Source organism: Anaerostipes rhamnosivorans (genome assembly GCF_005280655.1).
In the GTDB taxonomy this organism is placed as follows: domain Bacteria; phylum Bacillota; class Clostridia; order Lachnospirales; family Lachnospiraceae; genus Anaerostipes; species Anaerostipes rhamnosivorans.
Genome location: NZ_CP040058.1, coordinates 2433949 through 2455580 on the forward strand (window position 1 = coordinate 2433949; position 21632 = coordinate 2455580).

The following is a 21632-nucleotide window of genomic DNA, read 5'->3' on the forward strand; positions in this document are numbered from 1 at the left end:
AACAATTTAGGAGGGATTTTATTTGGACCCCAGTGTCATATTAAGATTATGTATCTTAATTATCTTATTAGCTCTGTCGGCATTTTTTTCGTCGTCGGAGACAGCGCTTACAACGGTAAACGTTCATACCATCCGTGCATTAGTGGAGGATGGCAATAAGCATGCAAAACGAGTATTGCAGTTGATCGAGAACCCTGCATCTATGCTCAGCAGCATCCTGATCGGCAATAACCTTGTCAATATCTCTGCCACATCTCTGGCCACCACATTAGCTATTGACGTCTTCGGAAGCGCCGGAGCAGGGATCGCAACCGGTGTTCTCACCATTCTCGTTTTAATTTTCGGAGAGATCACCCCAAAGACCTATGCGACCATCAAAAATACAAACCTTGCGCTGCGCTTCGGCCCGATCATATATTATGTAACAAAGATCCTGACCCCTGTGGTCATCGTCATCAATAAGCTCTCTACGGGCCTTCTTATGCTTCTGCGCATTGACGCCAAGCAGTCTAGACAGGTCATGACAGAGCGGGAATTGAGAACGATTGTAGATGCCAGCCACGAGGACGGTGTCATTGAAAAAGATGAAAAAGAAATGATCTATAACGTATTTGATTTCAAGGATTCCATCGCTAAAGATATTATGATCCCGAGGATCGATATTACCTTTGTATCTGCCGATGCTTCCTATGATGAGGTCATGGAGCTTTTTATGGCTACACAGTATTCCCGCCTCCCGGTATATGAGGAGAGCAAGGACAAGGTCATTGGAATCGTTTATTTAAAGGATATATATTTTTACCGCACTCTGCACCGCGGTGAAATCTTCCATATTCAGGATGTGTTGAGAAAACCGTTCTTCACCTATGAGACACAGAAGATATCCAGTCTGCTGGCTCAGATGCAGCAGGAAAATGTCAGCTTTTCGATTGTCCTGGATGAGTACGGTATCACCGCAGGACTGATCACTCTGGAGGATATCTTAGAGGAACTGGTGGGAGAGATAAGAGATGAATATGACGACAACGAATTAGAAAGTTTCCAGGAACTTGAGGACGGTTCTTATCTCGTCAACGCTTCCCTGAAGCTTGATGATCTGAACGACTTGATGGATACAGAGATCGAGTCCGAGGACTATGACTCTGTTGGCGGTTATGTGATCGAACTGTTGGATCACCTTCCTTCTGAGGGAGAGACCGCGTCAGACGAATCTTTTGATTTTAAAGTCCGGAAAGTAGAAAAAAACAGACTGGAATTGATTCAGATCACACGCAGGGCCGAAAAAGCCTGACAAAAAAGGAAAGCATAAGATGTTCATGCTTTCCCTTTTTATTATCTTCTTTTCTTTTCATATTTCATTTTCGTCTTAATGAAACCTTCCAGCTCTCTTAATTTTCTTCCCCGGTCTTCGCTGTTTAATGGGAAATCCATGGACAGACCAATGGAATCCAGGACAGTCTCCGAGATCCTGTCCTCATATCTTCTCAAAAGTTCCAGGCGTTCCTCATTGCTCTCAGCGTCCAGAAAACGGATCAGCAGATCCTGCTGCTCTTTTTCATGTGTGTGTTCCTCTGGTTTTGGTTCCTTTTTCTCCGGTTTCGGGTGTTCTTTCTGTATCTCCGGTTCCTTTCGTTCGATATGCCGTTCCAGGATGTCGTTGATCTGGTGGAGATCCGTGATGTTCTGGTATGTCTTTACATCTACGCGCTCAAAACGGTATTTGGCGCTGACCCCAGGATATTTTTCACGGTCCACTTGACTTAAAAACATTGGCAGCGGTCTGGCATAAGTTTTATAATCCCCGTATAAGGCCTGGTAAATAACAAGAGCCTCTCCAGTCTCCGAATGTTCTGCTACTGTGACAATCTGATACAGCTTATCTTTGAAATGTTTATAAAAATCCCCCGGTCTGGGTATTGCTCTCTGCTCCATATGCATTGACTCCCTTCTATTACTTTCTCCTCTTCCCCTCTAAAGGACGGATAAAATCCGACACACTGCTGTCTTTATTATACATCTTTTCCACAGAAAATACATGGAGATATTTCTTTGCCCTGGTCATTCCCACATAGAACATGCGCCGTTCTTCCTCAAGTTCTTCCGTCTTCACAGCCTTTTTATATGGAATCACACCTTCGTTTACATCGATCAGGAAAACCCTCTCATATTCCAAGCCTTTTGCGCTGTGCAGAGTACTGATGATCACTCCCTGCTTTTCCTGATTTTTTTGATCGGACTGGGCTTTCAGCTCTTCTGTATATGACCTCATAAACTCAAACCATTCTTCATAGGTATCATAGGCTCTGGCCGTTTCCTGAAGCTCTTCCAACACGTCGGTGAGTTCTTCCTCTTTTAGTTTCCGGATCCTTGCATACTCCGCCAGATATGCGTTGTACCCCACAGACTTTCTTATGTAGGTGATTGCAAGGAACGGTGTCATATCCTTCAGAAGCCTCAGATCTTCCTCTAACTCCTCGATATAGTCATACAGCCATTCTTTATCCTTTGTCTTTTCTTTCAGTTCCTGAAATGAGATCTCGGGCTGATCCAGATACTCTCTGCTGATATAACGCTTGGGGCGGTTCATGATACGCAGGAACGTTCCTCTCCTGCGGTCTCCAAGTGCCATTCTGATATAATCTATGATATCTCTTGCGATCCAATGCTCAAACAGGCTGGGAATCCCATCCTTGACGGCAAACGGAATATTATACTCCATCAGCTTTCCAATCATAGTCCTGGCTCCCAGGTTGGTCCTGACCAGAATGGCATTCTCCTCGAACGGGCAGCCTTTCTCGTATTCTTCCCTGAGCTTTTTGGCCACATAAATACATTCTTCCTGCTGGTCTTTAAATGTCCTCAATTCCACCGGTACCTGCGCGCCTTTGCAGGACCTGATCTCCTTTGCAAATCGCTTTTTATTTGCCTTTATCACTTTCTGGGCTGCGTCCACGATCTCCGGGCTGGAACGGTAATTAATGTCTAACTGAATTTTTTTTGAGTCTTTATAATCCCTGGGAAATCCGAGCATGATCTCTGGCTTTGCCCCGCGGAACCGGTAAATAGACTGATCGTCATCTCCCACGATAAACAGGTTGTTCTTCGGCGCTGCCAGCATCTTTATGATCTCATACTGGATTGGTGAAATGTCCTGGAATTCGTCTACAAGGATATACTGATACTTGTTCTGCCATGCAGCCAGCAGATCTTTTCGTTCTTTCAGAAGCTGATATGTATAGACCAGAATGTCATCAAAGTCCATCCATTGGTTTCTCTGGAGCTTTTTATTATACTCCTGATAAATCAGCTGGAAAATACTATCCGCACAGCTTTGGCTGTGATAATACTCCATAGAAAGCAGCTGTCCTTTCACGAGACTGATCTCACTGATCAGGGAACGAAGGAAGTCGGGTTCATCCCCTGTTTCCAGATCCCGGTCCGTGATGATTTCCCGGAGCAGTCCATACTTTTTGTGCTCAGGCAGGATGCATCCGGCCTGAAGCCGGTACGCATGCTTTAAAATTGTAAAAAATACAGCATGAAAGGTCCCGAAAGAAACTGGCAGGGATCTCCCTGCCAGCTTCATAAACCGTTCTTTCATTTCTGCTGCCGCTGCCTTAGTAAAGGTAATGACCAAAATATTGGAGGGATTTACCTCACAGTGCTCCACAAGATACTTTGTCCGTTCCGTGATCACTGTAGTTTTCCCGGATCCAGGGCCGGCCAGGACCATCATCGGACCATCTTTATGGGTAATGGCCTGTTTCTGGGCCTCATTCCATTCTGTCATGAAAGCTCTGCCTCTAACTTTTCAACAGCCGCATGCAGTCTTTTCACAGACTCTTCCTTTCCTAAAATCTCCATGAGCTCAGAAGCTCCTCCCGGTGTCATCTGTTTTCCTGACACAGCAGTGCGGACCGGCCACATGACGTAGCCATTTTTGACCTCATGGCTTTTAGCGAATCCAAGCAGGGTCTGATACAGTGCATCGTTGCTAAAGTCTTCCTGGGCCTCAAAAACCGGCAGGATCTCTTTCAAAACTTCCAGCGCGGACTCTTTTGTAGTCTTCATCTTCTTGTGCTGATACATGGAACTATCATACTCCGGCACTTCCTCAAAGAAATCAATATGATCCTTGATCTCAGTGAACAGCTCGATCCTTGTCTTCACCATAGATAAAATCTTTTCAATGTCCACATCCTTCGTGATCACTTCCCGGACATACGGCATCGCTGCAGCCTTAAAGCTTTCATCGTCCATGGCTTTGATATATTCTCCGTTCATCCATGAAAGCTTTGTCATATCAAATACTGCCGGTGTCTTGGACATATGATGATAGTCGAACGCCTCTTCCAGCTCTTTTAAGGAGAAGATCTCCCTCTCCCCTCCCGGGCTCCAGCCAAGCAGTGCTACAAAGTTTACGATCGTATCCGGAAGATATCCTGCCTCCAGCAGATCCTCAAAAGAAGAATGTCCGCTTCGTTTGCTCAGCTTCTTATGCTCCTCATCCGTGATCAGAGGGCAGTGCACATAAACAGGCTTTTCCCATCCAAATGCATCATATAGACGGTTGTACTTCGGCGTGGAAGAAAGATATTCATTGCCACGGACAACATGGGTGATCCCCATCAGATGATCGTCCACCACATTTGCGAAGTTATAGGTTGGATAACCGTCGGACTTGATCAAGATCATATCATCCAACTCTATATTGTCCACTGTGATCTCACCGTAAATCTCATCGGTAAATGTGGTCGTTCCTTCTGTTGGATTGTTCTGGCGGATCACATACGGGATTCCTGCGTTCAGTTTTTCTTCCACTTCTTCATCGCTCAGATTCAGACAGTGCTTGTCGTAATGGCTTACAACCACATCTCCTGACTTCACCTTGAGGCTCTCCAGGCGTTCCTCGTCACAGAAACAGTAGTATGCCTCTCCTTTTTCAATCAGCTTCTTGGCATAGTCCAGATAAATACCTGCCGCCTGGCGCTCACTCTGAACATAGGGCCCGCAGCCTCCGTCCTTATCCGGCCCTTCATCGTGGACAAGCCCTGCTTTCGCCAGTGTGTTATAAATAATATCCACCGCTCCTTCTACCAGACGCTCCTGATCTGTATCTTCAATACGAAGCAGAAAATCTCCATCTTCGTGTTTTGCAATCAAATACGCATATAATGCGGTTCTTAAATTCCCTACATGCATTCTTCCAGTAGGGCTTGGGGCAAATCTTGTTCTTACTTTACTCATCTGTTTTAAATCCTTTCTTTCGTTATCCTGTCTATTATCTCAAGAACCCTGTCTCCGGTCAAGCCTCCCGCCGTATTTTCAAAGTTTCAGCGGCTCTAAACTACGTTCGAGGATTCCTTTCAGTTCTGCGATCAAAACACCGTAATTGACGATCGGCACCTTCGCTCTCACAGATGAAGCAATCCTGTGTTTCATCTCCTTTGGATTCAGCGTACAGCCTCCGCAGTGTACGATCAGGTCATAACCGCTTAAGTCTTCCGGAAAGGTACTGCCGCTGGATGTTTCAAAGTTCAGCTTCTTTCCCGTATATTCTGTCAGCCACCTTGGAATCTTCACGGTTCCGATATCATCGCACTGGCGGTGATGGGTGCATCCTTCCGCGATCAAAATCCTGGATCCGTCCTTCAACTGATCCACAACTCTGGCCCCCTTCACTTCCTCTTCAAGGTCGCCTTTGTATCTGGCAAACAGAATGGAAAAGGATGTGAGAGGAATATCCTCCGGCACTATAGCAGACACCTGTTCAAATGCCTGCGAGTCCGTGATGATCAGCGCAGGAGTTCTTCCAATATCCTGGAGGGTTTGTTCAAGTTCCGATTCCCTCACTACAATGGAACATGCCCCGCTCTCCAAAATATCCCGGATCGTCTGCTGCTGTGGCAGGATCAGACGCCCCTTCGGCGCCGCTGAGTCTATAGGAACTACAAGTACCACAAAATCCCCCGGTAAGATCAGATCTCCCACGATCTTTTTGTGCTTGTCTTCCTGGGGAATCAGCTTTCCGATGGCTTCCTTCAGCTCATAAATTCCTTCCTTTGTAATGGCACTGACAAAACAAGAGTTTTCCTGGTCTCTGCGGCTGTCACTGCCGGTTACGTCTGCCTTATTATAGACGATCAGATAAGGAAGCTTCCGTTCCTTGATCAGATCGAGAATTCCATCTTCAAACTCTGTAAGCCCTGTCCCGGCATCGGCAATCACCAGCGCAATATCTGTCTTTCGGAGAACTTCCTTTGCCTTGTCCACCCTCTTTTGTCCCAGTTCGCCCTCATCATCCAGGCCCGGTGTGTCGATCATCACCACCGGCCCCAGCGGCAGAAGCTCCATGGCCTTATAAACCGGATCAGTTGTTGTTCCCTTCACATCGGATACAATGGCTAGTTCCTGGTCCGTCAACGCATTGATAATACTGGATTTCCCCGCATTCCTTTTCCCAAACAATGCGATATGAATCCTGTCCCCCCTTGGTGTCTCATTTAAACCCATCGTCTGTCTCCTTTTCCTGTTCCTTAGTTCGTTATTTTCCTTTTCAGTATATACCACCGAAACTTTTGAATCAATAGAACAAAACCAATGAAATCTGCATATATAACAATAAAAGGCAAACCAGTCCAATGACTGCTCCGCCTTTTATTTTAAATGAGTGAAATTATTTATTACATGTTAAACAATCAATTATCAGAAAACAAAAGTCGCCGCCTTCTGACAGTGAAGAAAAACTCAGCTCATCAACAGTGGAATCATGGCTCCTCCTAAGCTGTACACTATGATCGTCACCGGTCTTCCCAGAATAAGAATGGTTAAAAACTTTCTCCATGACATGTCTGTCAGTCCGGCGATCATACAAAGTACGTCGTCAGGTGCACATGGAAGAAGAATTGCCGCCGTAAATACTACATCAAATCTTTTCCCAGTCAAAAATTTTTCTCTCGTCTTTTCATACGTCTCATCACTTACAAACAGACGAATAAATTTTTCTCCGTATTGTCTTGCAAGATAAAAATTGATGCAGGAACCGATGAGGATTCCAATGGCACTGTACAAAAATCCATACCACGGACCGAAAAAGACAACCCCCGCCAGACAGGTAAGACCTCCCGGAATCACTGCGATCACCACCTGAGCAACCTGAATGAGTATAAACAGGAGCGGTCCCCAAAAACTGCTGTGCCGGATGAACAACTCCATCTGCTGCCTGTTTGTAAAAATTCCTTTTTGATATCCATATATAGAGAATATGATCAACGCTCCGATCAATACCAGAGTTGTGAGATTTGTCGCTTTTTTTACAGCTTGTCTGCTCATAAACTGCCACCGCCTTTCTTTTACTATCTCTATCATAGCGGACAGTTCTGAAATCCAGCGGACAAAAAAGTAACAAATTTCTTACAATATCAAATCCTATCTTGAATGGATGTACTTCTCTATGACATCTGCAGCTCTTTTAATCTCCTCTGCATCCGTCACAAAGCGCTCATACTCACTCATCATAGGCAGCCCCATGCTGACATCTGGTTTGCGGTATTCCATCTGGCTTTCAACCGTCTTCTTGCCTGACATATGAAACGCCTGGAAAGGGGCTTCTTTCAAAAAATCTTCAATGACACCGGCATTCACTCCCGCACCGACCATGACAGTGATATCTTTTCCTGCCACTTCCAGAAGGTTCTTTAAAAGTTCTTTACCCTCGGCACAGCAATTTTTCTGCCCAGAAGTGAGCACTGTGTCAATTCCCAGTTCAATGGCTTCGATCATCGCCTCATAAGGGTTGACACACACATCAAACGCTCTGTTCAGTGTGACAGACATCCCCATTGTTTTCTGCATCAGACTTTCCATGCGTCTCATATCGAGCCTGCCATCCTTTGTAAGGCATCCGAATACCACACCGTCTGCTCCCAGCTCCCGGAAATGATGGATCTCACTTCTCATAAGCACAATCTCTTCTTCCGTGTATAAAAAGTCTCCAAATCTGGGCCGGATCAATACGTGGACTGGGATGTCGAGACGGATCTTGATCATCTCCAAAAGCTTTGAACTCGGCGTAGTTCCTCCTATCATCAGATCACTGCAGAGTTCCAGCCGTTTTGTCCCGGCTTCTTTTGCGATCACTGCAGACTCAAATGAATCCACACAGCATTCCAACATAATCTCTCCCATAGTCATTACCTCCTAGAAAAATGACAGCTGCTCCGCCTGAAACTGAGCATTCTTTTCTTTTATGATGCTTCCGAAATCCGCCTTTACCTTGTACTTAGCGCGGACCTCTGAAATGATTTGATACAGTTTCTTTTTATAGTCCTTATAATCTTTCCCGTAGCAAAACAAGTTTGTCAGTGCTTGCTCATACTGTGGAAACTCTTCTCTTATAAATTGAAAAAAAACGGCACGAGTCGGTCCCTTTAAGTTTAAATTTGACGTTATCAGATAGTGGATATCTCTATGCTTTGTCTCAGAAAATACAGCCTCCAGATTCTCTCTGGTGCTTGTGAGATATGGAACAATGGGCATCATATGGACACCTGTGCTGGCGTTTGTCTTCCGGAATTCTCCCAGTACTTCAAACCTCCGGCTGGAAGAAACACCTCCCGGCTCTAATACGCCCCTTATATCTTCATCCATGGTTGTGATCGTAGCCGCAATATTCACATAGGCTACTCTGGATAACTGATCGATCAAGTCGTAATCTCTCAGTATTAAATCAGACTTGGTAGAAATGATTGCCGGATTCTCAAATCGGATTAAAAGCTTTAAAAGCTCCGGCATGATCTTATAGTGTGCCTCGGCAGGCTGGTAATTGTCTGTAACACCTCCAAGATTGATTACCTGGCGGTCCCAGTTTCTGCTCTTTAACTGCCGTTCCAGCCGTTCTGCAATGTTCGTCTTCACAAAAATCTCACTGTAGAAATCATCTGACTCCATGTATTCATGGGAATAAAGCGCAAAACAGTATTGGCAGCAATGGGCACAGCCCCTGTATATATTCAAATCCCAATGGTAGGGAAACCGTCCGCGGACACGGTTGCAGGCCGCGGAACATTGAATCTCCTTATAAGCTCTCTCTTTCATTCCCGTTATCCCATAAGGAAATCTAAAATATTCATTCCATCGGAAGTCTGGCTCCTATATAATTCAGTAAAACCGCAGCGGGTACAGCTGATGGTAATAAACTTTTTATTCTGTACATCAAAAATTTTAGCAAAATTCCCTCCGGTGGCCTGAAACTGATCATGCTCAAAGGAATTGCATCCGCACTTGGGACATACGAACTGTTTTCTCTCCATATTCTGGTCCATAAAATTCTCCTTTTTTCACTTTTTCGTAACTGTCTTCTTACTCTATATTATAATCAAAAAAATGAATTGCGTAAACAAATTTGAAGAACTTTCCAATGGAATAAAAAAAGACTCTAAGGAGATCCCCCTTTTAATGGGAAGATATCTCCAAAGAGTCTGTAAAAACCAAAAGCCTAGCTTCTAGCTCTTTCTTCTAATAAAGCTTTTACTTCTGCTTCTGTCGTTAACTGCATAACTTCATCTGCTAAAGCCTTAGCTTCATCCATAGTCCATAAGGACATCACTTTTCTCGTAGCGAGAATTGCGGTTGCGCTAACAGAGAATTCGTTCAATCCGAATGCAAGAAGTACCGGTACAAGCAATGGATCACTGGCAGCTTCTCCACACATACCAGCCATGATTCCCTCTTTGTTTGCAGCACCGATGATGTTCCGGATAGAACGCAGCACTGCAGGGTTATATGCTGAATACAGGTAAGCTACATCGGCATTTCCTCTGTCGGCTGCCATTGTGTAACCAGTCAGATCGTTGGTACCGATGCTGAAGAAATCTGCTTCTTTTGCTAAAATGTCGGCAATCAAACTTGCAGCTGCGGTTTCCATCATAACTCCGACTTCTACGTCTTTGTTGTATGCGACACCTTCTGCATCTAATTCTGCCTTGATCTCTTCGATCAAAGCATTCACTGCACGGAGCTCATCCACACATGTTACAAGCGGAACCATGATACGAATCTTTCCGAACGCACTGGCTCTTAATAAAGCTCTCAGCTGAGGTCTGTAGATATCAGGACGCTGCAGACAGAAACGCACTGCACGGAAACCAAGGAATGGGTTCTCTTCTGTCTCCAGTCCAAGATACGGAAGTGCTTTGTCGCCTCCGATATCCAGAGTACGGATAATGACAGGTTTTCCTTCCAGAGTCTCTGCAACTGTCTTATATGCCTGGAACTGCTCTTCTTCTGTCGGCACGCTGTCACGGTCCATGAATAAGAACTCCGTACGGAATAATCCCACACCTTCTCCATCACACTCAACAACCTTTGCAGCCTCATCCGGTCCGCCGATGTTGGCAACCAGTTCAACCACATGTCCGTCAGCAGTCTGAGACGCCTGTCCGATAAACTTGGACAGAGCAGCTTTCTCTTCAAGATATGCTGCTTTTTTAGCCTTGTAGTCTTCTAAAACGGAATCCTCAGGATTGATGTAAGCCTCTCCTGTTGCGCCGTCTAATACGACAACATCTCCGTCCTTGACGGTAGAGACAATGTTTTCAACACTAAGTACCGCAGGGATCTCCATAGAACGGCAGATGATGGCAGAGTGGGAAGTCTTTCCTCCGATCTCTGTCAATACACCTTCAACGTTTGCTGGATTGATACCGGCAGTCATAGACGGGGTCAAATCCTCTGCTACCAGGATCGTTCCCTCTGGAACGGCGCTGATATCAACTTCTTCAACTCCCAATAATATTTTGATTAACCGAGTTTTGATGTCTCCTAAGTCAGATGCTCTCTGTTGGGTTAATTCATCTTCAGCCATGGCAAAAATCTGTGCAAAGAAATCACATGCTTCTTCGACTGCGGCTTCCGCATTGATCTTTTCATCATCGATCTTTGCGTCAATCTGCTCTTTGATGGCAGGGTCCTGAATCATGAGGATATGTCCCTCTAAGATCTCAGATTCCTGTTCTCCAGCAGTCACCTTCATGGCCTCCACCATCTTGGTTGTCTTGTCGATGAACACTTCGATCGCTTCGCCTAATCTTTTCTTTTCTGCCTCAGCGTCTGCAATAGTCTCCTTCTTGTAATCCAGGCTCTGTTCCTTGATCACAACTACTTTTCCGATGCCGATTCCAGCAGATGCTCCAATACCTTTATACATATGCCACCTGTCCCCTTTGTAAAATGAGATTAATTATTCACCTAAACCAGATTCAATTAATTCTGTCGCATGCGCTAATGCAGCTTCCTCATCAGGACCTTCACAGACAAGTTCAATCTCTGAACCACATTTGATACATGCACCGATGATGTTCAGAAGGCTCTTTGCATTGATTTTCTTGTCTTCGAAAACGATGGTGACATCAGATTCAAACTTTGTTACTGCCTTTGCTAAAACTCCTGCTGGTCTCATGTGTAATCCCTGCTCGTTTTCAATTACAAACTTCTTAGATACCATAATAAAATCTCCTTCATTCTGTAAATTTTAGTTAATAAATGACGGACTGCCTGAAAAAAAACAAAAAGACCCCTTAATAAATGCGCGAATATCTGCTTACATCTATCAAAAAGGTCTTGCCTGCCTTACCAGTCACAATCCAATATTCAATGTCTAAATTTTATCAAAAACCTGTCCTGCTGTCAACTGAAACCAAAACAAATTCCTACTGGATCCCAGCTTCTAAAATCAGGCGTTTCACATAAATGATCAGGTACATTTTTTCATCCACGGACAAAGTATAGCCGTAATGCCCCTCAATGTGTTCCACGATTTTCTGGCTGCATATATATGCCTCCGGATATTTTTTCTGGTTTCTCTCGTAAAATTCCACATCGTCCTCTTCCTCTTCCGCGGAATGGGATTCTCCGGACTTAATACTGTTCTCCAGATATTCCAGATGTGTGATAAACCTTTGGTAGGCCGGCATCTCTGTCCGAAAGCTAATTTCATAAAATTCTTGGATGATGGCCAGGACCTCCTGGATAAATGGACTTTTTTCCCTCTGATCCAGCGTAAAGATCTTTTCGATCTTTGTCTTGTCCAGTTCATCCCCCGCCTTTTTGCGGAATCCTATGCCCTTTCCCATGAGAATCACCTCATGGTTGTTCGTGTCATAGGTACTGACCACATTATTGTTAATCACTTTCTGTATTATCATACGTCCTCCTACACCATTCCTAATATTTCTTTTGGTATATAAGCCTCCACGTAAATGCCGTCATCCCGGTATTCCTCTTTTAAAAGCTGGCCGTGGTTTCTGATGGCCTGGATCTTTCCCGCCTCGTCATAACCGTATTTTTTCTCTAAATAAATTTTCTGTCTGCTAAGGACGTCTTCGATTACATTTAAGAGATCCCCGGTTCCAGTACCCTCTTTGGCGGAAATCTTTACAGTTTCATCCGCATGGACATCCTTCAAAAAAATGCCTTTATCTGCCTGGTCTATCTTATTAAATGCCGTGATCACAGGCGTATCCTTGATGCCGAGCTGATTTAATGTCTCATAGACAGCCTCCATCTGCTGCTCCATACATGGATTGGAGCAGTCAACCACGTGAAGGATCACATCACTGTACTTAGCCTCTTCCAGTGTACTCTTAAATGCATCTACCAAATGATGCGGAAGCTTTCTGATAAATCCAACCGTATCCGTCATAAGAATGGTCTGCCCGCTGTTTAACACAACACTTTTTGTGGTGGGATCCAGTGTGGCAAACAGCTGATCCTCTTCCAGGACTCCGGCATCCGTAAAGTAATTTAACAGCGTGGATTTCCCGGCATTGGTATAACCGACAATACAGACCACAGGTGTATGGTTTCTCTGCCGCTGCTTTCTCTGGACTTCCCTATGTTTGATCACCCCGGAAAGTTCAGCTTTTAAATGGGATATCCGGGTGCGGATCAGGCGCCTGTCCATCTCAAGCTTCTTTTCTCCCGGCCCTCTCGTGCCGATTCCGCCGCCTAGCCTTGAAAGGCTTACTCCCTTTCCGGTCAGCTTTGTGGCGCGGTATCTGAGCTGGGCCAGTTCCACCTGGATCTTTCCCTCTTTTGTTCTGGCACGCTTAGCGAAAATGTCCAGGATCACCAATGTCCGGTCCATCACCTTGATATCCAGTATCTGTGAGAGATTTGCAAGCTGTGCCGGTGAGAGTTCATCGTCACACACAATACCGTCTGCCTCTGTCTCAAATAAAAGATCCCGGATCTCCTCTATCTTACCTTTTCCCACATAAGTACCGGGATGGACCTGTTCTCTGGCCTGGAGAATGCTTCCTTCCACTAAAGCTCCTGCCGTCCTTGTAAGTTCTTCTAACTCTTCCAGGGATTCCTCGGCTTCCCTCGGCTCTCCCAGACACACACCCACCAGGATCACTCTTTCTTTTTTCTGCTCCAGTATTTCTTCCATTCTGTTCCTTTCCTGCCGCTTTGCTTCTAACAATAAAAATTTAAATATTTTTCACAGCCATCGTCAATGCTTTTTCCTTTGGAGTCATTTCTTGTTCCCCTTTTTCATACAGCGTCTGCTTCTTTTTCATTTCTTCCTGCTCTGTTTTATATTTTGCGATATCCATGCCAATATACTCAGAAGCGGTCCCATGGCTCCATTCCATTCCAGCTCCTTCCGCCGACACAGCATCAATCACTTTTTTGTCCTTGTCTGCAGCAAGGATCACTATATATTCTTTGTTAAAAACGGTTCCCTTACACAACCCAAACCCAATCTGATAATCTTTTCCATAGGTCTCCCTGAAATCTGCATACAGTTTTCTCACCTCATCTGACTGCTGCTTGATCATATAAGAATATCCGATAAATGCCAGTATAGCGATCACCATGACAAAAGCCACTGCAATTTTCATCCACATAACAAACCCTCCGTAATAAATTCTTCAAAGTATATACATCCAAACCGCGAAAAAATGAAGGATTCCTCCCATCGCCAGGACCAAAGGATAGACAGGGTATATCCTTTTTCCCCGCAGGCTGTGTATGACTATCCCTAAAGTGCATAATACATTCCCTGCTGACAGCAGATAAAATCCTATACGCCCTATATCATTGATGTAAAAAGCCGCACAAAAAATAGGAAGCCATGCATTCACTCCGATGCAGATTCCCCAGACACTGTGGAATCTTTTCATATTAATAGATGCAAAGGTGATTCCCAGCACGGCGATCCCCACAAGGATGCCAAACAGACTCCATGCGCAAGCCGCGTGCTCTTGTCTTAAAACACCTAAAAACAATGGAAACCATCCAAAGACTGGCACTAGGACTGATATGCAGTGAAGGAGCACAAGGAATACGTTTTTTCCCTTACAAGGCTTGAGCCCATAAAAGATTGATGCAGCAATATGAAACAAGATCAACCCCGCCCCATAAAGACAGGAGGCCAAAATTCTGCTGCCGCTGCCAGCTCCCGCTGACTGAATCACACACAATACCAATGCCGTAATACTAAACAGAACCCCTATGATATGAAAAATCATATAAAATATCTGCTTTTTTCTTTCCATCACGTTCACAAAATATTGATCCTTTCTCTTTTGCTGTTCTTAATGATTATAAGATAGGCAAAAAAAAATAACAATACATATCTATTGTTATTTTACAGCAGTTTCCTTATAATGGTATTAAAGAATCGCCAACCGTGAAAAGACCGAAAGGAGATTCACATTATGAAAAAAGCATGGATCATATCAGCTCCGATTTTGTCTTATTTTTCAGCATTTCTATTGATAGAGGCAGAAACTAGGGATCTAGTCAACCCTGATACTGTAATAACAACATTCATACTAAAATGTACCTTCTTTATATTGACAGGATTTCTTGTCTGCCTGTTTTCAAAAAATGTGGCACTCGTTATAAAGCACAGATCCGTAAATATCATATGCGCAGCCGAAATCCTGATACCGGTCATAATCTGGAGATTTCTGACCAGCCAAGAATATATGGGCAATTTAGAATATTTTCTTTGTACCTATTTTATTTTTCTCGGCAGTTATCTTCATGCTCTTGTTAGCTATCTTACCAAAAAATCCGGATGAAATATCTTTTTGATATCTCATCCGGATTTATGCCGTGATTGAAAATTTGTTGTTTAGCCTCTTGTTTTACCGCCGGCCACGTTGATGGTTACTCCATGTACATAAGAAGATCTCTGGCTTGCCAGGTACACACACATGTCTGCCACTTCAGAAAGCTTTCCAGATCTTCCAAGCGGTGTGGTGGATGTCTTGCTGTATCCTGCTCTTAAGTCCTCCACTGTGATCCCTCTTGTGTAGGCAAGAGCTGATTCGTATGCTAAGGTCCTTAAGCCTGTGGCTTCCATGATCCCTGGTGCCACTCCTACTACGCGCACTCCTTGTTTTCCTAACTCTTTCGCCCAGCTTCTGGTTAGAGAATTCACCGCGTTCTTTGTCGCCGCGTACACGCTCTGTCCCTCAGAACCTTCCAGTCCACTCTCTGAGGACATATTGATGATGACGCCCTCTCCTTTTTCCACAAGGATCCTTCCCACTGCCTGAGCACAGAAGAACACTCCTTTTAAGTTGACGCTGCACACTTTATCCCACACTGCTTCGTCTAACTCATACTGTCCTTTTGGCTCGTTCGGATCTACCAAAAGCCTTGGGATGTTGATTCCTGCGTTGTTTACTAACACATCCACGGTACCGTATGTATCCACCACTTCTTTGACCATGGCGTCCACATCTTTTGCGCTGGTCACATCAGTCTTAACATAATGGAACCTGCCGTCTGCTGCCTCGAACACCGGTGCTTCCGGCGCCATATCAGAGACAACAACATTACATCCTACATTTAAAAACCCCTGGGCTGCTGCTTTCCCGATCCCGGATGCCCCTCCGGTCACGATGACGGTCTTGCCGTCAAGTCCCAGCCATGATTCATTCATAATAAAAGCCCTCCAATTCAAAGCTTAAAACTTATATCTTATCTTCTGCCACTGACTGTTCATGTTCTGACAGATTCTTAAAGGAATCCCATTTTGTAGAAAACAGCAGCAGGAACAGACTGTCGATCACTGCCATTGCAGCCATCCTGGTAAAGCTGACCTGATCGTGGAACACCTGCTCTCTTGTCGCTGTCACGATCGTGTAGTGGCTCGCCTCTGCAAGCGGCGATTTGGCCTGATTCGTGATCGCCACAACTTCTACGCCGTTTTCCTTTGCGATATTTGCCATGTTGAGCAGATGCCTGGAAGCTCCGGAGGCTGAGATGGCGATCATCACGTCGCCTTTTCTCATGGTCCTGGCATAAGCTTCCTGGGTTTCCCAGATAGTAGAGCTGACTGCCGGAATCCCCAGCTGGTTAAACTTATAGGATCCGTCCAGAGCCACGGGGATCGTATTCCCCATAGCGGTAAACTCCACTACGTTTGCATTCAGGATCAGGTCTATGATCTCTCTGAGCATCTTTCCGTCGATGCTGCTCAGCGTTTCCTTCAGTTCTTCCATCTTGCTGGCCATGATATTTTTCAGCGACTGTTCAATGTTGTCTATGCTGATCTCATTGGAAAATTCATGATCATCCTGCTCCCGCATCTCCTTTGCCATCTTGATCTTCAGATGGTGGTAACCGTTGCACCCGATCTTTTTGCAAAACCGGACAATTGTAGCCTGACTTGCTTCACATGCAGCAGCCAGCTCTGATACTGACATCTCGATCGCCTTTTCCTGATGGTTCATCAGATAATCTGCCACCTTTTTTTCGGCATCAAACAAACTGTCATACGCGGAAAATATCTGATTCCTTACCGTTGCTTCCTTTGCCATAAAACTCTCCCTTTCAAATCTCTGGAGCGTTTTCTAAAAAATATGTCTCTGCTTCCGCGCTCCATAAGTGACCGTGTTTTTCCAGAATTGGACGGAGTCCTTCTATTATTTTATTGTCACTTATTTCACCCAGGTTGTCAACTTCTGTCAACGGAAATTCCCGGTGTGTGTACACAACCTTTTTCCCTCCGTTGAGCTTTGGAAGCTGTTTTGTCGTTTCTGCCACCTGATCCAGTCCCAGAACATGGGTGGCGATTTTTGCCACATTGACAATCTTGTTTTCGATCAGTTCAATAGACTGTTTCATATCGTCCGTATTTCCGCCGCTGGTACCTATAAAGTGTGTAGAGTTATAGTGCACATTGTAGAAGTTTACCGGAGCTGTAAATCCTGTATCGGCAGGCCCAGAAAAGAAGTTCAGACAGCCGTCAAATGCCAGCAGTTTTTCTCCCTGTGTCACCATCTGTTCATTGGGCGCAAATACAAACACATCATCAAATCCGCGCTGATCCTCTGTCATCTCCCGAAGCGGAACACTGAAGTCTTCCATCTGTTTTGTATTGACATAGACAAGCTTCACTCCCTGGCGTTTGGCCTCTTCCTCTGTGTAAAGTTTTCTTGCCAGATCCAGCTTGGATTCTGTCCTTCCCGTGATAACCAGCAGACCTGGTTTCTTCGGTCCATGCAGGGCAAAGTCGATGGCCAGGAATCCCATGGGGCCGGTAGCCCCTAAGATTGCCAGATTTCCGCCCTCTTTGATACCCATGACATGGTCGTAGCTGTACATTTTTTTATGATGATACTGGGCGTTAAAGGCCCCTACCACACAGGAGAGCGGCTCCACCAGAGAGCCTTCAAAGAAGGACTCCCCGTTATATTTTAAAAGAGAACCGTTTTCCATGATCTGATTCATCAGTACGATCTTAGTGGCATCTCCTCCCGCATAAGGATAGGAATATCCCGGCGCAAAACCGTTCTTCGTCCCAATGTTCGGCTGGATGACAAACTTATCCCCTGCATGATACTGGTCTTTCCACTTTTCTCCTACTTCCAGGATCACACCGCAGAATTCATGTCCCAGAATGATTGGATTTTCTTTGATGTCTTCCGGCACTTTTTTATGCTTTTCTCCCTGTATGGCCGCTTTATAGCTGGACATACACAGGCTGTCTGTGACTACCTCCGCAAGAATCTCATCCTCTTTGATCGGAGGAAGCTCAAATTCTTCCAGTCTGATATCTTCCCGTCCATACAGTCTCACTGCTTTTGTCTTCATTCTTCACTCCTCCCAGAGAATCTTTACGCTCCTAAAATACCTAAACCATAACCGATGATACCAACTGCAAATAAGATGAAGATGATCAGGATCGGGCTGATGTTTTTCTTTAACAGACGGCAGACAACTAAGGTAAGGACAAGTCCCAGCAGTCCCGGCAGTAACTGGTCTAAAATGTTCTGCACTGTTGTGATGGTTGTTTTACCGTTTGCTGTAACCTTAGATACAACCAAAGGCACGTTGATGGTGGTCCACTTGGATACGAGGGCACCCATGACAAACAATCCCAGGATAGATGCACATTCTGTCACCTTCTGAAGCATGTTGCCTGCAAGATTTTTTACTAAATCCAGTCCCTTTTTATATCCGAATTCCAGTCCAAAATATAACGCTGCCAGACGGACTGCATTAAACAGTACGAAGAATAAAAGCGGTCCCAGCACATTTCCAGTCAATGCCATAGATGCACCGATGGCTGCCGTGATCGGGCGGAGTGTTCCCCAGAAGATCGGATCGCCGACTCCGCACAGAGGTCCCATTAGACCAATCTTGATACTTCCGATGGTTCCCTCGTCAATATCCGCTCCGTTTGCTTTTGTCTCTTCAAGAGCCGCTGTCACACCGAGCACCGGTCCTACACATCCCGGTGTTACGTTAAAGAATGTCATGTGGCGCTTTAATGCTTCTGACTGCTCCTTCTTTGTATGGTAAAGCCGTTTGATTGCCGGCACCATATCAAATGCAAACCCAAGAGCATGAATTCTCTCAAAGTTGAACGAGGCCTGCTGGAAGTTGCTCCTTATAAACATGTTGACACGGTCTTTTTTTGTCAGAGTATTTTCTGTCTTTTTCATATCTTCACTCATATCTTATTTCCTCCCTTTTCCTAATCTAACTCATCGTCTAAATCGTCATCCAGGTCCGCATCCACTGATGCCCCGCCTGCCGGAGCCGCGGCTGCCACAGCTGCTTTCGGCATATTGAACTTTGGATTTAGCTGTATGTAAATAAGTCCGAACACGATACCCATGATGCCAAAGGCAACTAAGTTAAAGTCTGTGAATGCCGCAATGACGAATCCCAAGAAGAAAAACGGCATCAGGTATTTCGCTCCCATCATGTTCAATACCATCGCATAACCCACAACAACGATAAATCCACCTGCTACGGAAAGTCCGGTTGTGATCACGTCAGGGATCATGTTGAGCATATTCTGGACTCCGGAAGGATTTACGACCATGGATACTAAAAGACAAGGGATCGCAACACGCAGTGCCTGTACTGCCAGAGCAGTGATATGGCACACATCGATCATCCTGAAGTTTGCATCTTCTGCATACTTATCTGCTGCATGCTGGAAGAAAATAGTGACTGTCCTTGCCAATACGGTCAGTACCTGTCCTGCAACTGCTACCGGAAGCGCGATGGCGATACCGGCTGATACAGACTGGTTACCAACGATGACCAGAATGGTGGAGATGACACTGGCAAGAGCAGAGTCCGGAGACTGTGCAGCTCCGATATTCATCCATCCAAGTGCGATCATTTCAAGAGTTCCTCCGAGCATGATTCCGGTCTTTACATCACCGAGGATGATTCCGACTAAGGTACATGCGATCAATGGTCTGTGTGTCTGGAATGAATCCAGTACACTTCCCATTCCTACGATACATGATACAATAAACAGCAATACAATTTGAATTCCTGATAATCCCATAATAGTTCCTCCCTTTCTTTTCCTCTATCAGATTTTGGTCATTAAGTCGATTTTGTTGTCTGTAGCTACCGGACGAATCTCCAGTTCAACGCCAAGTTCATGCATTCTCCGGAACGCATCCTTGTCACTTTCATCTACAGATACTGCTTTGGTGATCTGTTCTTTTCCGGTCTTGAATGCCATTCCCCCGATGTTTACACTTGTGATCGGAACTCCCCCTTCGATCATCCTCAATACGTCCTGCGGACATGTGAACAAAAGAAATACAGTATCATTTTCATACTTTGGATTGTTGTAGACACGAATTGCCTTTGCGATATCCACAACGCTTACTTTGATTCCCGGAGGCCCCACCTGTAATAGTAAGGTCTTTCTGATATCGTCCTTTGCCACCTCATCGCTGCAAACGATAATCCTCTCCGCATTTGCTTCCTTTGCCCAGACTGTAGCCACCTGTCCGTGAATCAGCCTGTCATCGATCCTGCATAAATTGATCTTCATTATAACTCATCCTCCTCTTCTTCTTCGTTCTTTTGGTTTAACAGAGTTTTACATGATTTTATGTAAGTATCTTTTCCAAGTTTCTCATACACTTCCCATGGACGAATCCCTGTAACAGTCTCCCTGATGCCAACCACATCGAGGAGCATCGGCAGGCTCAGACCGGAAATCACGTCTGTGTTCTCTGTCTCTGCCGCGATCTGAAATGCCGCATTATAAGGACTTCCCCCAAACAGATCCACTAAGAACAAGACATCTTCTCCCTCCGTCATATGTTCCCTGTATTTTTGTTTCAGGTCGTCTGCGTTTTCACCTGGAACAAAAGTAACAGCCACGGCATCTTCAATTTGACCGAATACCATGTTTGCTGAATTGACTGCTTCCTGTGCCAGTTGCCCGTGGGCAGCGATGATCAGTTTCATACATTTCCTCCTTCAAAGTAACTTTATTTTGTTTCATAATCTTATGTGAAACTTTATTTTATGTTTATATTTTAACTATAAAATTTTATTTTGTCAATACATTTATGTAAGAAACAAAACTTTATTTCGCACAAACCTGACAGATGAAATCTGTGCGTTTTGCACAAAAAAAACGTATGTCCCCAATTGGAACATACGCCCTTATTTATCTTGTCTCTAAAAATGTAGCTTCTTTCTTTCCTTTCTCATCCTTTGGATAAGCTTTTACATATTCTTTGGCATATCGGTAGGCTGTCTTGAAATCAAACTTTGCCTCATATAGACTGATCCTTGCAAACATCAGCTCTTTTTTCTTTGTGGAAAGCTTCTGCTTTAAGGCCTTATTTACAACAGCAAGCCCCTTGTCGTACTTTTTCTGTTTCGCCAGGATTCCGTATTTTGCATAGTAGCTCTCTCCCTCAGAAGGAAGAGCGGCGATGCCTTCGTCACACACCTCAAGAGCCTTTTCCTCCTGCCCAAGCCCCACATAACAGAGGGCTTTCCACTCATAAGCTCTTCCCTGCGGCTTCTTTTCTATGATCTGGTCATAAACATGGACCGCGTCCTTATACCGTTTCAGCTGGTAGAGTGATTCCGCCTGATAAAACATCACATCGTTTTTCTGGCTCGTCCACACCAGTGTCTTCTTTCCGCACGCTTTTTGAAATGCCTCATATGCTTTCTGGTATTCGCCTTTCGTGAGGTATTCAATCCCTTCATTCCCCGAAAGCCGCTGTGTTACATATTCATATCCAAGAAATCCTGCTCCGCCGATCACAATGACCAGCACCGCAATCAGGACTGCCTTTAGTTTTTTATCCATATAAATTCTCCTT

The 21632-nt window shown here is 44.8% G+C and carries 24 protein-coding genes; 2 read left to right on the forward strand and 22 right to left on the reverse strand.

Annotated features, from left to right (window positions below):
• The first annotated feature begins 22 nt into the window (after positions 1-22).
• Complete coding sequence (locus AR1Y2_RS12090) at positions 23-1291, forward strand: HlyC/CorC family transporter (RefSeq protein WP_137329175.1); 1269 nt, start codon at positions 23-25, stop codon at positions 1289-1291.
• Between the two features lie 41 nt (positions 1292-1332).
• Here the strand turns inward: AR1Y2_RS12090 and AR1Y2_RS12095 are convergent, their stop codons facing one another.
• The 14 genes from AR1Y2_RS12095 to AR1Y2_RS12160 all read right to left on the reverse strand — a co-directional run bounded on the left by AR1Y2_RS12095 (position 1333) and on the right by AR1Y2_RS12160 (position 14570).
• Positions 1333-1932 carry a DUF1653 domain-containing protein gene (locus AR1Y2_RS12095; RefSeq protein WP_137329176.1) on the reverse strand — a complete coding sequence of 200 codons (600 nt, stop codon included), beginning with the start codon at positions 1930-1932 and terminating at the stop codon, positions 1333-1335.
• Positions 1933-1951: 19 nt separating this feature from the next.
• Positions 1952-3790 (reverse strand): ATP-dependent helicase, encoded by a 1839-nt coding sequence (locus AR1Y2_RS12100; protein ID WP_137329177.1) that lies wholly within the window; start codon positions 3788-3790, stop codon positions 1952-1954.
• Positions 3787-5247, reverse strand: a complete 1461-nt coding sequence (gene gltX, locus AR1Y2_RS12105; RefSeq protein WP_137329178.1) for a glutamate--tRNA ligase — start codon at positions 5245-5247, stop codon at positions 3787-3789. Before gltX ends, AR1Y2_RS12100 begins: the two co-directional genes overlap by 4 nt.
• A 78-nt stretch (positions 5248-5325) precedes the next feature.
• The gene (hydF, locus tag AR1Y2_RS12110; RefSeq protein WP_137329179.1) at positions 5326-6513 is read right to left on the reverse strand and encodes a [FeFe] hydrogenase H-cluster maturation GTPase HydF; all 1188 of its coding nucleotides are present in this window, start codon (positions 6511-6513) and stop codon (positions 5326-5328) included.
• A gap of 234 nt (positions 6514-6747) precedes the next feature.
• Positions 6748-7332, reverse strand: a complete 585-nt coding sequence (locus AR1Y2_RS12115; RefSeq protein ID WP_137329180.1) for a TVP38/TMEM64 family protein — start codon at positions 7330-7332, stop codon at positions 6748-6750.
• A 96-nt stretch (positions 7333-7428) separates the two neighbouring features.
• Complete coding sequence (locus AR1Y2_RS12120; RefSeq protein ID WP_137329181.1) at positions 7429-8187, reverse strand: copper homeostasis protein CutC; 759 nt, start codon at positions 8185-8187, stop codon at positions 7429-7431.
• Positions 8188-8199: 12 nt separating this feature from the next.
• A complete protein-coding gene (locus AR1Y2_RS12125) occupies positions 8200-9096 on the reverse strand; it encodes an SPL family radical SAM protein (RefSeq protein ID WP_175403640.1) in 897 nt (298 codons plus the stop codon).
• Between the two features lie 5 nt (positions 9097-9101).
• Positions 9102-9323 carry a zinc ribbon domain-containing protein gene (locus AR1Y2_RS12130; RefSeq protein ID WP_137329183.1) on the reverse strand — a complete coding sequence of 74 codons (222 nt, stop codon included), beginning with the start codon at positions 9321-9323 and terminating at the stop codon, positions 9102-9104.
• Between the two features lie 173 nt (positions 9324-9496).
• Positions 9497-11206, reverse strand: a complete 1710-nt coding sequence (gene ptsP / locus AR1Y2_RS12135; protein ID WP_137329184.1) for a phosphoenolpyruvate--protein phosphotransferase — start codon at positions 11204-11206, stop codon at positions 9497-9499.
• A 33-nt stretch (positions 11207-11239) separates the two neighbouring features.
• The gene (locus tag AR1Y2_RS12140; protein ID WP_006568975.1) at positions 11240-11503 is read right to left on the reverse strand and encodes an HPr family phosphocarrier protein; all 264 of its coding nucleotides are present in this window, start codon (positions 11501-11503) and stop codon (positions 11240-11242) included.
• 205 nt (positions 11504-11708) lie between these two features.
• Positions 11709-12203: a CAT RNA binding domain-containing protein gene (locus AR1Y2_RS12145; RefSeq protein ID WP_137329185.1), complete on the reverse strand. Its 495-nt coding sequence runs from the start codon at positions 12201-12203 to the stop codon at positions 11709-11711.
• An 8-nt stretch (positions 12204-12211) separates the two neighbouring features.
• Complete coding sequence (gene hflX / locus AR1Y2_RS12150; protein ID WP_137329186.1) at positions 12212-13450, reverse strand: GTPase HflX; 1239 nt, start codon at positions 13448-13450, stop codon at positions 12212-12214.
• 40 nt (positions 13451-13490) lie between these two features.
• The gene (locus AR1Y2_RS12155; RefSeq protein WP_137329187.1) at positions 13491-13910 is read right to left on the reverse strand and encodes a transcriptional regulator GutM; all 420 of its coding nucleotides are present in this window, start codon (positions 13908-13910) and stop codon (positions 13491-13493) included.
• A 24-nt stretch (positions 13911-13934) separates the two neighbouring features.
• Complete coding sequence (locus tag AR1Y2_RS12160; RefSeq protein WP_137329188.1) at positions 13935-14570, reverse strand: AdipoR/hemolysin III family protein; 636 nt, start codon at positions 14568-14570, stop codon at positions 13935-13937.
• 153 nt (positions 14571-14723) lie between these two features.
• On the opposite strand from AR1Y2_RS12160, the gene AR1Y2_RS12165 reads away from it, so the two are divergent.
• Positions 14724-15092 (forward strand): hypothetical protein, encoded by a 369-nt coding sequence (locus AR1Y2_RS12165; RefSeq protein ID WP_137329189.1) that lies wholly within the window; start codon positions 14724-14726, stop codon positions 15090-15092.
• Positions 15093-15145: 53 nt separating this feature from the next.
• Here the strand turns inward: AR1Y2_RS12165 and AR1Y2_RS12170 are convergent, their stop codons facing one another.
• The 8 genes from AR1Y2_RS12170 to AR1Y2_RS12205 form a co-directional block, all read right to left on the reverse strand.
• Positions 15146-15961: an SDR family oxidoreductase gene (locus tag AR1Y2_RS12170; protein WP_137329190.1), complete on the reverse strand. Its 816-nt coding sequence runs from the start codon at positions 15959-15961 to the stop codon at positions 15146-15148.
• Positions 15962-15992: 31 nt separating this feature from the next.
• Positions 15993-16841 (reverse strand): MurR/RpiR family transcriptional regulator, encoded by an 849-nt coding sequence (locus tag AR1Y2_RS12175; RefSeq protein WP_137329191.1) that lies wholly within the window; start codon positions 16839-16841, stop codon positions 15993-15995.
• A gap of 13 nt (positions 16842-16854) precedes the next feature.
• Positions 16855-18117, reverse strand: a complete 1263-nt coding sequence (locus AR1Y2_RS12180; RefSeq protein ID WP_137329192.1) for a zinc-binding dehydrogenase — start codon at positions 18115-18117, stop codon at positions 16855-16857.
• A gap of 23 nt (positions 18118-18140) precedes the next feature.
• Complete coding sequence (locus AR1Y2_RS12185) at positions 18141-18983, reverse strand: PTS system mannose/fructose/sorbose family transporter subunit IID (RefSeq protein WP_137329193.1); 843 nt, start codon at positions 18981-18983, stop codon at positions 18141-18143.
• A 20-nt stretch (positions 18984-19003) separates the two neighbouring features.
• Entirely contained in the window at positions 19004-19834 is an 831-nt protein-coding gene (locus AR1Y2_RS12190; protein WP_137329194.1) for a PTS mannose/fructose/sorbose transporter subunit IIC, read from the reverse strand.
• Between the two features lie 27 nt (positions 19835-19861).
• Complete coding sequence (locus AR1Y2_RS12195; RefSeq protein ID WP_137329195.1) at positions 19862-20335, reverse strand: mannose/fructose/sorbose PTS transporter subunit IIB; 474 nt, start codon at positions 20333-20335, stop codon at positions 19862-19864.
• On the reverse strand, positions 20335-20757 hold the full coding sequence (locus AR1Y2_RS12200; protein WP_137329196.1) for a PTS sugar transporter subunit IIA: 423 nt from the start codon (positions 20755-20757) through the stop codon (positions 20335-20337). Before AR1Y2_RS12200 ends, AR1Y2_RS12195 begins: the two co-directional genes overlap by 1 nt.
• Positions 20758-20962: 205 nt before the next feature.
• Positions 20963-21619 carry a tetratricopeptide repeat protein gene (locus tag AR1Y2_RS12205; RefSeq protein ID WP_137329197.1) on the reverse strand — a complete coding sequence of 219 codons (657 nt, stop codon included), beginning with the start codon at positions 21617-21619 and terminating at the stop codon, positions 20963-20965.
• Positions 21620-21632 lie beyond the last annotated feature (13 nt).

Excerpts from the sequence above, each read along its gene's own strand:
- AR1Y2_RS12140 (WP_006568975.1), bottom strand. The coding sequence starts at position 11,503 with ATGGTATCTAAGAAGTTTGTAATTGAAAACGAGCAGGGATTACACATG.
- AR1Y2_RS12115 (WP_137329180.1), bottom strand. The coding sequence starts at position 7,332 with ATGAGCAGACAAGCTGTAAAAAAAGCGACAAATCTCACAACTCTGGTA.
- AR1Y2_RS12205 (WP_137329197.1), bottom strand. The coding sequence starts at position 21,619 with ATGGATAAAAAACTAAAGGCAGTCCTGATTGCGGTGCTGGTCATTGTG.
- AR1Y2_RS12130 (WP_137329183.1), bottom strand. The coding sequence starts at position 9,323 with ATGGACCAGAATATGGAGAGAAAACAGTTCGTATGTCCCAAGTGCGGA.
- AR1Y2_RS12175 (WP_137329191.1), bottom strand. The coding sequence starts at position 16,841 with ATGGCAAAGGAAGCAACGGTAAGGAATCAGATATTTTCCGCGTATGAC.
- AR1Y2_RS12190 (WP_137329194.1), bottom strand. The coding sequence starts at position 19,834 with ATGGGATTATCAGGAATTCAAATTGTATTGCTGTTTATTGTATCATGT.
- AR1Y2_RS12095 (WP_137329176.1), bottom strand. The coding sequence starts at position 1,932 with ATGGAGCAGAGAGCAATACCCAGACCGGGGGATTTTTATAAACATTTC.
- ptsP (WP_137329184.1), bottom strand. The coding sequence starts at position 11,206 with ATGTATAAAGGTATTGGAGCATCTGCTGGAATCGGCATCGGAAAAGTA.
- AR1Y2_RS12145 (WP_137329185.1), bottom strand. The coding sequence starts at position 12,203 with ATGATAATACAGAAAGTGATTAACAATAATGTGGTCAGTACCTATGAC.
- AR1Y2_RS12155 (WP_137329187.1), bottom strand. The coding sequence starts at position 13,910 with ATGTGGATGAAAATTGCAGTGGCTTTTGTCATGGTGATCGCTATACTG.
- gltX (WP_137329178.1), bottom strand. The coding sequence starts at position 5,247 with ATGAGTAAAGTAAGAACAAGATTTGCCCCAAGCCCTACTGGAAGAATG.
- AR1Y2_RS12120 (WP_137329181.1), bottom strand. The coding sequence starts at position 8,187 with ATGGGAGAGATTATGTTGGAATGCTGTGTGGATTCATTTGAGTCTGCA.
- hflX (WP_137329186.1), bottom strand. The coding sequence starts at position 13,450 with ATGGAAGAAATACTGGAGCAGAAAAAAGAAAGAGTGATCCTGGTGGGT.
- AR1Y2_RS12100 (WP_137329177.1), bottom strand. The coding sequence starts at position 3,790 with ATGACAGAATGGAATGAGGCCCAGAAACAGGCCATTACCCATAAAGAT.
- hydF (WP_137329179.1), bottom strand. The coding sequence starts at position 6,513 with ATGGGTTTAAATGAGACACCAAGGGGGGACAGGATTCATATCGCATTG.
- AR1Y2_RS12125 (WP_175403640.1), bottom strand. The coding sequence starts at position 9,096 with ATGAAAGAGAGAGCTTATAAGGAGATTCAATGTTCCGCGGCCTGCAAC.
- AR1Y2_RS12180 (WP_137329192.1), bottom strand. The coding sequence starts at position 18,117 with ATGAAGACAAAAGCAGTGAGACTGTATGGACGGGAAGATATCAGACTG.
- AR1Y2_RS12185 (WP_137329193.1), bottom strand. The coding sequence starts at position 18,983 with ATGAGTGAAGATATGAAAAAGACAGAAAATACTCTGACAAAAAAAGAC.
- AR1Y2_RS12170 (WP_137329190.1), bottom strand. The coding sequence starts at position 15,961 with ATGAATGAATCATGGCTGGGACTTGACGGCAAGACCGTCATCGTGACC.
- AR1Y2_RS12200 (WP_137329196.1), bottom strand. The coding sequence starts at position 20,757 with ATGAAACTGATCATCGCTGCCCACGGGCAACTGGCACAGGAAGCAGTC.
- AR1Y2_RS12165 (WP_137329189.1), top strand. The coding sequence starts at position 14,724 with ATGAAAAAAGCATGGATCATATCAGCTCCGATTTTGTCTTATTTTTCA.
- AR1Y2_RS12195 (WP_137329195.1), bottom strand. The coding sequence starts at position 20,335 with ATGAAGATCAATTTATGCAGGATCGATGACAGGCTGATTCACGGACAG.